The organism is Mesorhizobium sp. AR07 (genome assembly GCF_024746815.1).
Lineage (GTDB): Bacteria > Pseudomonadota > Alphaproteobacteria > Rhizobiales > Rhizobiaceae > Mesorhizobium.
Genome location: NZ_CP080528.1, coordinates 80,841 through 93,544, shown reverse-complemented (window position 1 = coordinate 93,544; position 12,704 = coordinate 80,841). Strand labels below are relative to the sequence as shown.

Here is a 12,704-nt window from a genome sequence, read left to right as displayed (position 1 = left end):
TGCGGTTCAGATTCAAAACTACGATGAATCGACCTGGCGAACCGACTGTTGAGGAGTTGATGGCGCGCATTGCTGTGCTGCAGGCGGAGAACCGTCAGTTCGCAGAACGCGTGGTTAAGCTCGAGGAAGAGTTGGCGCTGGCGCGCTCACATCGTTTTGCGCCCAAGAGCGAAAAGCACGTTGATCGCCTCTTCAATGAAGCCGAACAGGTTGCCGATGAAGACGACGCGGGCAGCGAAGATGGCAATGTCATCGACCTGCCGGACACCGGCTTTCCGTCCACCGAAAAGCCGGAGGCAAAGAAGCGTGGCCGCAAGGCCCTCCCGGAACACCTGCCGCGCGAGCGCGTCGAGTATGACCTTCCCGAAGATCAGAAGGCCTGTCCTTGCTGTCGTCACCGGATGCACCACATGGGCGAGGCCATTACCGAGCAGCTTCATATCGAGGTGAAGGCGAAGGTCCTGCAGAATGTGCGCTTCAAGTATGCCTGCCGCCATTGCGACCGCACCGGCATCAATACGCCGGTCGTGATCGCGCCGATGCCCGCGCAGCCCTTGCCGGGCAGCATCGCCACGGCCTCGACACTGGCATTTGCTCTTGTTCACAAGTACGTCGACGGCACGCCGCTCTACCGCTTGAGCCAGGCATTCGAGCGAGCCGGCGTGCCCGTCAGCCGCGGCGCTCTGGGGCATTGGGTGATCGGATCGAGCGAGAAGCATCTCTCCCGCATCTATGACGCACTGAAGCTGCGGCTCAGGTCTCAAGCACTCATCCATGGCGACGAGACCACCGTCCAGGTCCTGAAGGAAAAGGACAGGGAGGCCACCAGCACATCATTTATGTGGGCATACCGGAGCGGCGAAGAGAGTAACGAGCCGATCGTGCTGCTCGATTATCAACCGGGTCGCGGCCAGATTTATCCGCAGGCCTTCCTCGGCGATTACCGCGGCATACTGATGAGCGATGGCTATACCGCATGGCGCACGCTGGCAGGGGCCACCCATGTGGGATGCATGGCCCATTCCAGACGTCGCTTCGTCGATGCCCTCAAGGCGGTCCGCCGGAGCAGGCGCTCAAGTTCTTCGAGCAGCTCTACCGGGTTGAAGGCCAAGCGCGGAACGAAAAGCCGGACAAGGGCGAAACACAAGCCGATTGCATTCGCCGCTTTCGCCAGCAACACAGCGTTCCCATCCTCAATGCTCTCAAGATATGGCTCGACGACATCGCGCCGAAGGTCTTGCCCGATAGCAAGATCGGCGACGCCGTGTCCTACACTCTGAACCAGTGGGAGTACCTGACGCGATACAAAGAAGACGGCAGGATGCCGATCGACAACAACCTCCTCGAACGCGATATCAGAATCTTTGCCACCGGCAGAAAATCCTGGCTGTTCAGCGATACCGTGGATGGAGCCAGGGCCAGCGCCGTCATATACAGCCTGATGCTGACCTGCCGCGCCTGTGGCGTCGAGCCCTTGGCCTACTTGCGCCACGTCCTCAGCGAATTGCCGCAGCGCGCCACAGACGCCGACATCACCGACCTGCTGCCCTTCAACTTCGCCAAAACCGCCGCTGCGTGATCCGATGCAGCCGTCTGACAGCGACCCCGTCAAACGGGCCGCGTCAACGCGCATGGAAATGAGCGCTTACCCCGGATCAACGTCAGGCCGTCGACATCATGCGCCAGTTGATCTGGTGGTTCTATCGCGACCTCAAGAGCTACCAGCGTGCTCCTTGTCCGCGCCACGCGGCGGCCCTGCGCGCCCGCTTCGAGCGCCTGTTCAAACGACGAACCGGCTACGTCATGCTCGACCGGCTTCTTGCCAGGCTGCATCGCCGCAAGCATGAACTCCTGCGCGTTCTCGATCGTCCCGAGATCCCACTCCACACCAATGGTTCGGAAAACGACATCCGCACCTTCGTCACCAAGCGCAAGATCTCCGGCGGAACCGTCAGCGAGGCAGGCAAGAACGCCCGCGACGTCCTGCTCGGCCTGATGAAGACCTGCATCAAGCTCGACGTCTCATTCTTCCGCTATCTCGGCGACCGCCTCGGCATACCAACACAAGAGTCGATTCCGCCGCTCCCGGATCTCGTTAGGCAAGCCGCTCAAGCCTGACTGCCCGGTAATCTGCCCCGGTTGGACGATCAGGCGACGTTGCCGCCGATCCAGTGCGACAGCGCGGTCTTGGACAGCGCACCGACCTTGATGTCGGCGACTTCGCCGCCCTTGAAGAATATCAGGGTTGGAATGCTCTGCACGCCGAACTGCGCCGCGATTTCGGGATTCTCGTCGGTGTTGAGCTTGGTGATCTTCACCTTGCCGGCCATTTCCGTCGAGATTTCCTCAAGTAACGGCCCGATCGTCTTGCAGGGGCCGCACCACTCGGCCCAGAAATCCACGACAACGGGTTCGGAAGCTTCGAGTACCTCAGCCTGAAAACTGTTCTTGTCGACCTTCACGCTAGCCATGATGAAATCCTTTCGGTGTGGAATGTCGCACCGCCTGACATGTAGCTTTCCTTCTCTTGTTCCATTCGCGGCTGCCCGCGCCATGAAGGCAGCTCTCGCCGCCTTGCACTAAGGGTTTCAAGACTCGTGCCAGCTTGGCCGAGTTGGGCCGAGTTCTCATTTTATAAGGTCTCCTGATTGGTTGTTCCAATAACAACCCTTCTGCCAGCCCTAGCTGACAGCAGCCTGAAAGCTACCGGCGACGGATCGAGGAAGAATGCCGCGGCCTGCTGATCCCTCAGGCTGAGCACGTAGTGTGCAAACGCCTCGTTCTCCCCGATCGACCTATCGAGCAACGCATTCAGTAGGCTGAGGCTCCGCTGTTGCTGCTCCCCAAGGCCGCGCCGCGCATCCACCAGATCGGCGTCGTCCGACGCGCAGATGAACGAGAGGAATTTGCCGAGAAGGCCGGTAACAATATCTGAGACTTGAATTCCGGCTTCGTCGTGGGAAATCGCGAAACGGAAGTGCTTCAACTCATGATCGCCGTCGGTGAAAGGCGTCTGCTGGAGATGCGCCTTCACAACCTCCTCGACATCAAGGATGTGCTGGGAATTCTTGACGAGGCAAATCCTCTGCACGTAGAACGGCGCGAAACCCTCGATGAGCACGTTTGGTGTCTCGTCCTCGAGGTAGGGCAGCGCATCAAGTCGCTCGGCGATCTGGAGCACGCCCTTCAGCATCATGTAGTTGAAATGCGCGAGCAGGTCCCGGCGATGCTCCAGCAGATCCAGGAGCTCCGCCACAAAGGCCGGTCGCCGTTCTTGCCCGACATCGGGGTACCGATAGCGAAGGAAGAGATCGACGGTGCCGTCGTAGTCGTGGCGGAGAACCGCATAGAGGTCGTTCTTGAGCTGCGGGTTCAGCGCCAGCAGCATGGGCTCGCGGTGCGCGGTAAGGATCGAGTCTACGATATCGACAATCGACCAATAGAGTGGATCGATAACTGAATAGTGGACGAACAGCCCCTGTTCAACGAGCCACTGCAGAAAGAACTCCAGCCGCCGAGCGTTTAAGCAGCTCGGGAAACTCTCCCGTCGCCACATGCTTGAGTTTGATCTCCGGGGCATTCGGTTGCACCCGCAGGACGGATCGAAGCCCGTCAAGTGGCAACGGCCGCGCCGTCCCGTGGTGCGCTACGCCGCCGACAACAAAACATTTCGGCTCACGAACATTGAGCCCGTCCGATCGCACATGCAGGCGACGGATGTTGTTCGTCTCGTCGTAGTAAATTGTGTACTCTTCATCGGCGCCCGTCAGGCCATGAAAGGCTATCTCGCGCTCCCGCATCAAATTGACATCGATCACAGTCTCTTCCTCGGTTGTCGATGCGTGATAGGCGCTCTTCACATCCGGTTTCCAGCCTACGCGTGCGCCAGCAGATCGAGCCGGGCAAGGTATTGGGCCGGCAGGCCGTGGTGCCGCGCGCCGTCGTGGATATGCTTCAAATAGGCCGCGTTCGGCATTGGGGCGCCATCCTGCGGCGTTGCGATGTAAGTCTGCACTTTGGTTGGAGCATCAGGGTCACGATGACTTCCATGCGGTTATAGGCGTTCTCATCGGGGCGCCGATCCGCGCGGAAGCCTTCGCTCTTGTCGAGCTGCACAATATCGTCCGAGCTTAGGCGATAGACTACTCCCCATGTGTGGTCACCGGCATGGCGTTCGATGGACGAGACCCCACAGTTCCGATTCCTGGAAAGCCGGGAAAAGCACAAAGCATGCTCCTGTAAGAGGGCGATTCCCATCACCTCGGCATTGGGGCAGCGTTCTCTCATCTGTTCCGGGTCCATGTTGGACCCATACGCGAAATACAGCATCTGCTGCCCCCTAACCTCTGCCACTTATCAATTAATCACCTGAGTTTCGCGCAGCGCGAATTCCCAAGCGAGAGTATAACGGGCACCAGCTTCGTCTTGCCGAGCATGCCGCAGTTCGCCCCGATCCATCGGGTCGATTTGCTGATCAGCCATCAAGCCCCTGTGGCGGGTGCTCTTCCCAGAACGTCGGCAAGTATGCACGGAAAAGCTCGTCGAGCGCCCTGGCACGATAGCGGAACCAGTCGCGGCTGCGATCCCCTCGCAGCCGGTCCCAACCGTGCTTCTCGAAAAGCAGCTTCTCCAATCTGAGCATGCTGATCCAGAGATAGACCAACGAATGCGCAAACGTAGCCTTCGAAATCTCCCCGACATTGCCGAGCATCGCCAACCGTTGCCATCGGCCGTCCGGATGGGACGGATGCGCCGCCACTACGTGAGCGGCATAGTCGACATGAACGAACCTCGACAGCCACGCATAGTTGTCCTTGCGCAGGTCCTCCGATGTCATGTCGATCGGAAGGGCAATGCGATCGTCGGCCTCCAACTTTGAGAGCGACGCCCGGATTACTGCTGGTGACAGATGCTTCTTCCAATGCTGGTAGCTGGCCTTGCCGTCTTCGAAGGATTTGACGTAGGCGCGATAGGTGTCCTCGTCTGCCAGAACCATGATCATCAGGTCGACGATCTCGACCACACCGCGAAACGCGGCGCGCGACTGGCTCTCGAATCCATGCAGGATCAGCAGCCGAAACGCTTGCATGGCGTGCGCGAGATTCGACGTCAAAACGTAAAATACGTCATTCGGCCGCGGTCGCTTTGGAAGCTGCAAGCCGGGCCAGATGATCCTGGCTCGGCCTCCAGCGTGTCGGAAGCCAAAGTGCGACATGTCGCAGACTTGTAGCAGTGCGACGTCGAACAACAACAGGAGGGGTTGCAGCGATCGCCCGGCCAATCGGTACACGCTTTCGCGGTCCTTGAGCACTGCACCCAGGAACCCGGCCATCTCGTCCTCGATCGAGCGCGCACTTTCCTCCGCGGTCTCTCCTTGACGCCGTTGAAATTCGGGATTGCCCCCTGCCATGGCGCGGCAAGCGGCGTGCAGCCGTTTTCGTTCCCTTGATTTCACGTGTCCTCCAGCTAAATCCAATCGCAATTACATCCACGCGCCGGAATGGTCGCCCGTTTGGCGTCAGACCGAAGCCAAGGTCGGCCGGCGAGGCTCACCAATCCATATTCGCCGCATCGTCCATGCGGCTCGCCAGATGGTAGGCGAAGCGCTCCATGTCTTCGGGCGACGCCATCGCGTCCCGGTAAGTGCCATCCTGCGCCATGGTCAGAATCAGCGGCAAACCGAACTCTTGCACATACACCCACGCCGGCTTACGCGGTCCGTCAGAGAGGTACGCGATAAATTCCTCAATCGCCGCAAACGCATGCGCCGCGTCGAATTCGAGCTCTTCGTTGAGCGAGAACTTCGACCCCTTCGCCGTGACGTCAAGCAACACCGGCACCGCTCCGGCACTCGAATGAAAATAGAGCGTTTCCCCGTCCTTTCCGAAGGCGCCATGCGCAACGAAGTTCCTCAGCTGCCGACGGATGTCGAGCAGCCCGTCGAAGTGTTTCTTCGTCGTCGCGTCGCCGATATCCAGCGCACGCTTGAACTTCACGTTCCACTCCGCACTAGAGATGGCAGCGAATTCCTCGCCGGTCGTGATCGCGCCATTCAGGATCGCGATATGGATGAAGACATGCTCCGTCCAGCTAAAACGCGTCGACCGCTGCCATCGCGAGCCACTGCGCTTCCTGGACAAGTCCACGATAGGGCCGTTTGTAACTCGTACCCTTGCCAAACTTCGTCTCGATAACCTCGTCTTTGCGCCGCTCTGCCTCGGCCTGCGCCTTGTCGAACTGACCCCTGAGGTACTGATATCGCCGCAGCAACACGCCACCGTTGTTGACGACGTTGAATTGCGAGGCGGCGACCGCCTGATCTGCCTTCCATTTGAAATAGGGCTGTGTGCGCCGCACACCCTTTTTTACCAGATTAGCGATGCGCTTGGCTGCGTCGAGATCGCCGGCGTCACGGTTGGGGCCTGCGGGATCGATGTCCCGGTTGCCGCAGGGGGATTGCCTCCTTTGATCAGGCGGAGCTAATCTCGCAGCATTTCTGCACCCGATGCGGCTTTGATCTGCGCCAAGCGCTGAAAGCTTTCGTGAAGGTATCGGCGCGGCAGCTTGAATGCGCGATCGACGATATTGTCAGATTGGAGACGGCCAAGGGATTGCTACCGAACCGCGATCTGATTTCGCGGCTTTTGCTCGCGCCGACCGTTGCCGGCATACAGTCGGCGAAGACGCTCACAAGCCTATCAACGTTCGCGCGCATCCGCTGTCTCGAAAGGCTCGCAGCGAGGCTCGGCGACTGGTTGGCCGCCGGTGAAGACACGGCGGCCGCGTATTGGCGTCGCATCATTCTTGCCGTAGGGCCCCAGTGCATTGTTGGGACACAGATATACGGTAGGCATGTCGGCGCCGTCATGAGGCGTCAATCCTAAGCGGCAGGAACCCTTCGCCATCGACCATGAGATGGTCTGACCAGACGTAATCGCCCGTGATGTTGATATGGTCCCAGCCCAACGGCGAGAGCTGCGGGATTATCCGCTCATCGAATGCCGTTCCGCGCCGGCGCATCGCTTCGACGACGCGACCGAGATAGCGGCAGTTGAACAGGATGATGGCTGCGGTGACGAGGTTGAGGGCGGCGGCGCGGCTGGCCTGGTTTTCGTGCCCACGGTCCCGGAAACGCCCAAGGCGGTGGAAAGCCACTGCTCGGGAGAGCGAGTTCTTCGCTTCGCCCTTGTTGAGTTCGGCGGTGACGAGCCGGCGGAGCTCGGGATCCTCGAACCAGCGCAAGGTGAACAGCGTGCGCTCGATGCGGCCGATTTCGCGCAACGCGGCGGCCAGGCTGTTTTGCTGCCGGTAAGCGCTAAGTTTCTTCAGGATGAGCGACGGTGTCACCACCCGGTTCCTGAGCGCCTGGATTATCCTTTGAACATCCTCCCAGTGTGTCCGGATCAACCCGGCGTCGAGGCGATGGCCGAACATCGGCGCCAGTGGACCGTACCGCGCTTTCGGCTCGAACGCGTAGAGTTTGCGATCCGACAGGCGCGGGATACGGGGTTCGAAGGAAAGTCCGAGCAGGTGCATGACGGCGAAGACGATGTCCGACGCGCCACCACCATCGACATGAAGTGCTGCGACGTTCACGCTGCTCTCGTGACCGAGGATGCCGTCCAATGAATGGATGGCTTCTCCGGCGGTGCCAGCTATGACCTTCTGGTGGAGCGGCGCGTAACGGTCGGTGATCGTGGTGTAGATTTTGACGATCGGATCGCGGCCGTAATGCGCGTTGACGGCGCCGCCAGCTTCGCCGGGGCCGCCGAGATAAAAGGCCTGCCCGTCCGCCGATGCCCGCCACCCTTCGCCGAACCAGGCCGACAGCGGCTCGGCGTGGATCGCATCGGTGAGGCCGGCGAGTGCCGCCCGGAATGTGTCCTCACGCATGTGCCATGTCTGCATCCGCAATAGCGCCCGACGGGAGCCTGCTCCGCTTATCTCGGCCATGCGCGACAAGCCAAGGTTCGTCGCCTCGGCGATGAGCGTCGCCATGAAGGCGCGAATGTTGTCGGGTGGCAGACTGGTCGAGACGTGACCGAATTGACTTGTGAATCCTGTCCAGCGGTCGACCTGATCGAGCATGTCGGTAATCCGCACGCGCGGCATCAGCCGGTAGATGGCGGCGGAAACGGCGCCGGCGCCCTCGGCCTCGTTGTCCTTCTGCTCCTTCGGGAAACGGAGCTTGCCGCCGGTGAACATGGCCACATCCTTGCCCGACAGCCCGCGCGCCGTGGCAAGGAGGGCGGCATCGAGTTCGGCCGCGCGAGCCTCTATGTAGGTCTCGGCACCAACCACCGGAACGGTCGGCAGCCGCGAAGGGGGGAGGTTCGTTGCAGGCGAAGCCGGCGTAAGGAGCGTATCGAGCGAGCGATGGATTCGCGATGTCGGCACCCACACGTCACCGCTGGCGAGAGCGTTGGACAGTGCGAAGAAAGTGACGAGTTCGTAGTAGGTCCGGTCAACCGAACCCTCCTTGAAGACGTGTCGATACCAGCGTCTTTCGATATGGCCGAGAGGCAAACTCGCCGGTAATGACTTGCGCCAGTCACCGCCAAGGTCGCGCAGAACGGTAGCCGCTGAAAGCAATGGCTGAGACGCCCGACGCCCCTCGAACGTGAAGCTCGCCAGGAGTCGGGCGCCGATCTGCTTGAACACGCGGTGCTCGTGGGAAAGCTCGCCGAGTACGTCCGGCCTTCCGGGACGAATTGTACGCCGAATGATGGCGGCGTCGGCTTCGACGACGTCGAGCGCCGCGATCGCGGTGACGGCCGCTTTGATGTCGCCGTCTTTCCTCGCGGTCCTCACCAAAGCGTCCAGCACATCGGCGATGCGAGTCAGCCGTGTTCGGCCCTGTTCGGCGGAGGCGGCGATCGTCTCCTCGAGCCGCTTTCGGGCACGCAGGTTCGCGCGGCCGACGAGCGACTGGAACAGGTAAGCGCGCCATCGGTCAGCGCGATCCCGAGTTCGCTCAGCGTCGCCATCATGATGGTGTGCCGGCGGGCAGGTCCCATCTGCTGAAAAGCCTGCGCCGTATAGAGGCTGCCCTCCTTCGCCATCTGCGCCATGCGGGGCCCGAGGCCGGGACGCGAAACAACAACATCGCCGCCAATCGTGCGGACGAGGGTGAGCTTGTCGAGAAGTTCGAGAAGCGGCCTCCCACCGACCCTGGAGGGCGGCTCACGCAGCCAAGACAGCCGGCTTTGGCGGACATGTATCTTATCCGACAGAAGTGCATCAAGCTGCAGACGCTGCGCATCCGATAGAAGAGAATTGATCTCAGCTACCACAGCGGCATCGGCCGCGTGCATCGCCGCGGCGGCCATGCGCTCGACCACGCTGATGCCGGGAATAATGATCTGCTCGGCGCGCATCCGTTCGATCAGCCGATCGAGCAGCACGCGCCCGTCGGTCAAACCGACGGCTTCGCGCTCCGCCCAGGCGGCGAGTTCTGCTCGCGTCGGCCTGGTGAAATCCCGAAAACCATGACGCTGTTTGATCGCCGCCAGTTGTTCATATCGGGTGGCTCCACGTCGGGCGAACAAGGATATCGCTTCGGCATCGGCACCGACCTGTTCTGCGATATGATCGAGCATGATGCCCGGCAGGAATTCGCCGCGCCGAAGATATCGACCGGGGTAGCGCAGGCAACAGAGCTGAAGCGCGTAACCGAGCCGGGTCTCGGGCATCCGGCTTTGGGCGATCGCCGCGAGGTCATCGGAGGTGAGGCTATGATACCGGACGGTTTCATCTTCCCTGTCCGGCAATGCCAAAAGCTTCTCCCGCTGCGTCTTCGTCATCGATATCCGAGCCGGCATCGTTCATCCCTTCACAAACCACTTGCCTTACGACGTCATAATGAAAGAGGATTGTGAAAGGCTCTGCACCTAGATTCTCGTAGATGCCGGCGGCCTTCCATAAACGACCGTTTTCGAAAGGAACCATGGTGCTGATCGGCTATGCCCGCGTGAGCAAGGGGGACGACCAGTCGAACAAGGCGCAAGCCAAGGCTCTCGCCGATGCAGGTTGCAAGCGCATCTTCAAGGAAGAAGCGTCTGGCGGTCGCTGGGAACGGCCTGAATTACACAGGATGCTTGATCACTTGAGGCAGGGCGACACCGTTGTCGTCTGGAAGCTCGACCGCCTGTCACGCTCGCTCAAGGACGTACTGCATATCATGGAGCGGATCGAGACCGCCGGTGCCGGATTCCGCTCTCTGACTGAGGCGATCGATACAACGACGCCGGCAGGGCGCATGATGATGCAGATGGTCGGTTCCTTCGCCGAATTCGAGCGCGCCATGATCCGCGAACGCACCTGCGCCGGGTTGGCCTTGGCGCGATCCGAGGGCAGGATCGGCGGCCGCCGCAAGAAGCTCAATCCAAAGAAACGGCTGGAAATCGCCGAGAGTGTCTTGTCCGGACGCAAGTCAGCCGCTGAAATGGCGCGGCTCTACGAAGTCAGCCAGCCAACGGTATCGAGAATTATAGCCGAGCACAGACGGAAGGTGGGAAAAGGCCATGCCCAACAGCCATGACCTCAAGGGTCTGATGAAGTTCCTCTCCCGCGACGAATGGCGTGATTGTTTCGAAGACACTCTCGACGATCATTTCGGGCCGGTTCTCGACGCCAGCAACATGGAGTTCGATGATCTGGCCGAGATGCTCGGCGATCATTGGGCAATGACGCTTTGGGGCTGCGCCTTCGAGGATTTCCTCACTCAGGATTTCGACGTCGAGGGCGGCAATATCGCTGACGACTATCTGAAGCGGCGCGGTTGGAAGGAAGGCGCCCAGGCAAAAGCTTATATGAAGGCGCTCCGGACGTCGGTCATGAGCCTCTACGAAGTCAGCGACATCGTGTCGGGCAAATCCCTGATGGCCCGCGATCTCATCCGCGGTGGTGATCCTGTCCTGGTCAGCGAGTGCACTGCCACGAAGACATTGCAGCAATGGGACAGGGTTGCGGCCAGAGTCGTTCCCGTTGCGGGCAAGAACATCATTGGCGGAGGATTGCTACCGTTCACACCGGAAGCTTCCGACGCGCTGTTCGATGGTTTGCGGGCGATCTTTGGCAAGGGTCGGTCCAAAAAACTGCCCGTACCAACAAACGAAGAACTTCAACAGGCCGCGCCGGTATTTACCCTCTCATGGCTGTTCGACACCCTGGACCGGACGATGCGGATGGAGCAGACCACCTTCGAGAATGGCGACGGCGACGCAATCATATTCCACGATGTCCGCTTTCCGCTGGCATCCGGGATCACCCCGAAAGAAATCACCGCCCAGTTGAAGACAGTCCCGGCTCTGCGACAGGAGAACGCGAAATTCTGGAACTGGCTTGGCGACATCCCGAAGGGAAGGCTCAAGGCCGGCAAATCTGGAAACCTCGCATGGGACACTTCCATGGAGGACGGCGCGCGGGTGCTGGGCAATGTGGAACTGAAGGGCCGCTTCCTGCACCTGTCGACCAATTCCGCCGCCCGAGCCGAAAAAGGAACGGCGCTGATGCAGGGGGCGCTGAACGATCTGGTTGGAAAGCCGCTCACCGAAATCCGTACCGTCGAGCAAATGATGGCCGAAAGGCCCGTCCACAAGGATACGGCTCGTCCGGAGCTGCCACCCGAGATCGCCACAAAAGTCGTTCATGAGTTTTTGGACAAGCAGTATCGCGAAACCCTCGATCAGCCCGTCGGAATGCTGGGTAATATTTCCCCGCGCGAGGCCATCAAAACCGCCAAGGGTCGCGAGAAGGCCGCCGAATGGCTCAAATATCTTGAAAACCGTTCTTCAAGCCAGCCTGACCCCAACGATCCCATGGCGACCTATGATTTCCAGTGGATCTGGACCGAACTCGGTATCGAAAAAGCACCGGCGTCTTTGGTCGTCTTTATCCATTTCCGAAGAAGGTTGGCATTGATCCCATGTTCAAGCGCAAGTCGCGATACCGACACGCCAGGCTCAAGGCAGGCCGCAACTAGCCGCTCTTTCGACGCCGGGTCGTACCGCCGGCGGCCGTTGCGCAAAACCCGCCTCACCAGCAGTTTCTGTTCATCGTCCTCAATCACTTGGTGTCCACCTCCGTTAAGTGGACACTTCATGCCAAAACACGCTCAATGGAAAAAGGTGCGGAGAAATTCGCGCTTACGATCCGGGGTCACGGGTATCAATTTGTGGACGAGCCGCTCGGCGTGGACCCAGCACAGAGCATGGTCGCCGATGCGGAACTGGCCGGCATCATCGGACACGACCACGGTATCGCCAAGAAAGCCGTGGTGGCGGATCGCTCCCCACATCGCCCCTTCGGTGGCGATCCTGACTGGGTTGGGCTCAACCGCGAGCTGGTCGAGGCCGAGTGCGGCCAGATGCGCCTGCCATGCGGCGCTGTCGGCAAATGCCTTGTGCGGCGCAGCCCCCAGCCGCGCGATCACCGGACCGGCGAGGTTGCGGCCGCGCATATAGGCCAGGGCCTCTTCATTGATGAAGTAATCGCTGTGCCCGGCACGCAGCGTCGCCAGGAACGCCTCCCGTGACTTCGATCGCCCGGTGCGGAACGCGGTGAAGCGGCGATCGCCGATCTGGGTGGTGTAGCCGTCCTGGTGGGCGTGGCGCGCCGACGTATCATCGACGGTGATCCAGGGCGCCGTAGCCAGCCCGGCGCGCAGCACGTCACGGTCCTCCGCCGCGAAGGCCTCCAGGCCC

The 12,704-nt window shown here is 60.6% G+C and carries 12 protein-coding genes and 4 pseudogenes; 5 read left to right on the top strand and 11 right to left on the bottom strand.

All coding sequences use genetic code 11. The features are described from left to right. The first annotated feature begins 23 nt into the window (after nucleotides 1-23). Nucleotides 24-1,579: pseudogene (gene tnpC / locus BPNPMPFG_RS36665) on the top strand (IS66 family transposase). 68 nt (nucleotides 1,580-1,647) lie between these two features. After that, nucleotides 1,648-2,118, top strand: a pseudogene (locus BPNPMPFG_RS36660) (IS66 family transposase); the annotation flags it as partial. Between the two features lie 29 nt (nucleotides 2,119-2,147). Here the strand turns inward: BPNPMPFG_RS36660 and trxA are convergent. The 7 genes from trxA to BPNPMPFG_RS36630 all read right to left on the bottom strand — a co-directional run bounded on the left by trxA (nucleotide 2,148) and on the right by BPNPMPFG_RS36630 (nucleotide 5,996). Then, nucleotides 2,148-2,471, bottom strand: a complete 324-nt coding sequence (gene trxA / locus BPNPMPFG_RS36655) for a thioredoxin (RefSeq protein WP_258598711.1) — start codon at nucleotides 2,469-2,471, stop codon at nucleotides 2,148-2,150. 161 nt (nucleotides 2,472-2,632) lie between these two features. Then, nucleotides 2,633-3,556: a DUF3800 domain-containing protein gene (locus BPNPMPFG_RS36650; protein WP_258598709.1), complete on the bottom strand. Its 924-nt coding sequence runs from the start codon at nucleotides 3,554-3,556 to the stop codon at nucleotides 2,633-2,635. Beyond that, complete coding sequence (locus BPNPMPFG_RS36645; protein ID WP_258598708.1) at nucleotides 3,483-3,860, bottom strand: hypothetical protein; 378 nt, start codon at nucleotides 3,858-3,860, stop codon at nucleotides 3,483-3,485. Before BPNPMPFG_RS36645 ends, BPNPMPFG_RS36650 begins: the two co-directional genes overlap by 74 nt. Nucleotides 3,861-3,874: 14 nt before the next feature. After that, nucleotides 3,875-4,015 carry a gamma-glutamylcyclotransferase gene (locus tag BPNPMPFG_RS36640; RefSeq protein ID WP_413776939.1) on the bottom strand — a complete coding sequence of 47 codons (141 nt, stop codon included), beginning with the start codon at nucleotides 4,013-4,015 and terminating at the stop codon, nucleotides 3,875-3,877. After that, entirely contained in the window at nucleotides 3,955-4,329 is a 375-nt protein-coding gene (locus BPNPMPFG_RS43365) for a gamma-glutamylcyclotransferase family protein (protein ID WP_413776938.1), read from the bottom strand. The genes BPNPMPFG_RS36640 and BPNPMPFG_RS43365 overlap by 61 nt, the downstream gene beginning before the upstream one ends. A gap of 145 nt (nucleotides 4,330-4,474) precedes the next feature. Further along, nucleotides 4,475-5,089 (bottom strand): hypothetical protein, encoded by a 615-nt coding sequence (locus tag BPNPMPFG_RS36635; protein WP_258598704.1) that lies wholly within the window; start codon nucleotides 5,087-5,089, stop codon nucleotides 4,475-4,477. 460 nt (nucleotides 5,090-5,549) lie between these two features. Then, nucleotides 5,550-5,996, bottom strand: coding sequence for a hypothetical protein (locus tag BPNPMPFG_RS36630; protein ID WP_258598702.1), 447 nt, complete (start codon nucleotides 5,994-5,996; stop codon nucleotides 5,550-5,552). Between BPNPMPFG_RS36630 and BPNPMPFG_RS36625 the strand changes: the two genes are divergently transcribed. Continuing rightward, nucleotides 5,986-6,483: a hypothetical protein gene (locus BPNPMPFG_RS36625; protein ID WP_258598699.1), complete on the top strand. Its 498-nt coding sequence runs from the start codon at nucleotides 5,986-5,988 to the stop codon at nucleotides 6,481-6,483. The genes BPNPMPFG_RS36630 and BPNPMPFG_RS36625 overlap by 11 nt on opposite strands. A 381-nt stretch (nucleotides 6,484-6,864) precedes the next feature. On the opposite strand, the gene BPNPMPFG_RS36620 is transcribed toward BPNPMPFG_RS36625, so the two are convergent. Genes BPNPMPFG_RS36620 through BPNPMPFG_RS36610 form a run of 3 tightly spaced genes read right to left on the bottom strand, consistent with a single transcriptional unit; the run spans nucleotide 6,865 to nucleotide 9,948 of the window. Next, entirely contained in the window at nucleotides 6,865-8,877 is a 2,013-nt protein-coding gene (locus BPNPMPFG_RS36620) for a Tn3 family transposase (RefSeq protein WP_258599060.1), read from the bottom strand. Continuing rightward, a complete protein-coding gene (locus tag BPNPMPFG_RS43655; protein WP_258598697.1) occupies nucleotides 8,841-9,776 on the bottom strand; it encodes a DUF4158 domain-containing protein in 936 nt (311 codons plus the stop codon). Before BPNPMPFG_RS43655 ends, BPNPMPFG_RS36620 begins: the two co-directional genes overlap by 37 nt. Further along, nucleotides 9,751-9,948 (bottom strand): hypothetical protein, encoded by a 198-nt coding sequence (locus BPNPMPFG_RS36610; protein WP_258598695.1) that lies wholly within the window; start codon nucleotides 9,946-9,948, stop codon nucleotides 9,751-9,753. The genes BPNPMPFG_RS43655 and BPNPMPFG_RS36610 overlap by 26 nt, the downstream gene beginning before the upstream one ends. On the opposite strand from BPNPMPFG_RS36610, the gene BPNPMPFG_RS36605 reads away from it, so the two are divergent. Together BPNPMPFG_RS36605 and BPNPMPFG_RS36600 are read left to right on the top strand one after the other, a co-directional pair. Beyond that, complete coding sequence (locus BPNPMPFG_RS36605) at nucleotides 9,947-10,540, top strand: recombinase family protein (protein ID WP_202367918.1); 594 nt, start codon at nucleotides 9,947-9,949, stop codon at nucleotides 10,538-10,540. The two genes, BPNPMPFG_RS36610 and BPNPMPFG_RS36605, sit on opposite strands and share 2 nt — an antisense overlap. After that, nucleotides 10,524-11,867 (top strand): annotated as a pseudogene (locus BPNPMPFG_RS36600) (DUF7986 domain-containing protein); the annotation flags it as partial. The gene BPNPMPFG_RS36605 and the pseudogene BPNPMPFG_RS36600, both read left to right, overlap by 17 nt. Here the strand turns inward: BPNPMPFG_RS36600 and BPNPMPFG_RS36595 are convergent. Beyond that, nucleotides 11,852-12,067: pseudogene (locus BPNPMPFG_RS36595) on the bottom strand (transposase); the annotation flags it as partial. The pseudogenes BPNPMPFG_RS36600 and BPNPMPFG_RS36595 sit on opposite strands and share 16 nt — an antisense overlap. Nucleotides 12,068-12,704: the final 637 nt, after the last annotated feature.

What these genes read in the sequence shown, in the direction of transcription:
- trxA (WP_258598711.1), bottom strand. Translation starts at nt 2,471, where the DNA reads ATGGCTAGCGTGAAGGTCGACAAGAACAGTTTTCAGGCTGAGGTACTC.
- BPNPMPFG_RS36650 (WP_258598709.1), bottom strand. Translation starts at nt 3,556, where the DNA reads ATGTGGCGACGGGAGAGTTTCCCGAGCTGCTTAAACGCTCGGCGGCTG.
- BPNPMPFG_RS43365 (WP_413776938.1), bottom strand. Translation starts at nt 4,329, where the DNA reads ATGCTGTATTTCGCGTATGGGTCCAACATGGACCCGGAACAGATGAGA.
- BPNPMPFG_RS36635 (WP_258598704.1), bottom strand. Translation starts at nt 5,089, where the DNA reads ATGCAAGCGTTTCGGCTGCTGATCCTGCATGGATTCGAGAGCCAGTCG.
- BPNPMPFG_RS36605 (WP_202367918.1), top strand. Translation starts at nt 9,947, where the DNA reads ATGGTGCTGATCGGCTATGCCCGCGTGAGCAAGGGGGACGACCAGTCG.
- BPNPMPFG_RS36610 (WP_258598695.1), bottom strand. Translation starts at nt 9,948, where the DNA reads ATGGTTCCTTTCGAAAACGGTCGTTTATGGAAGGCCGCCGGCATCTAC.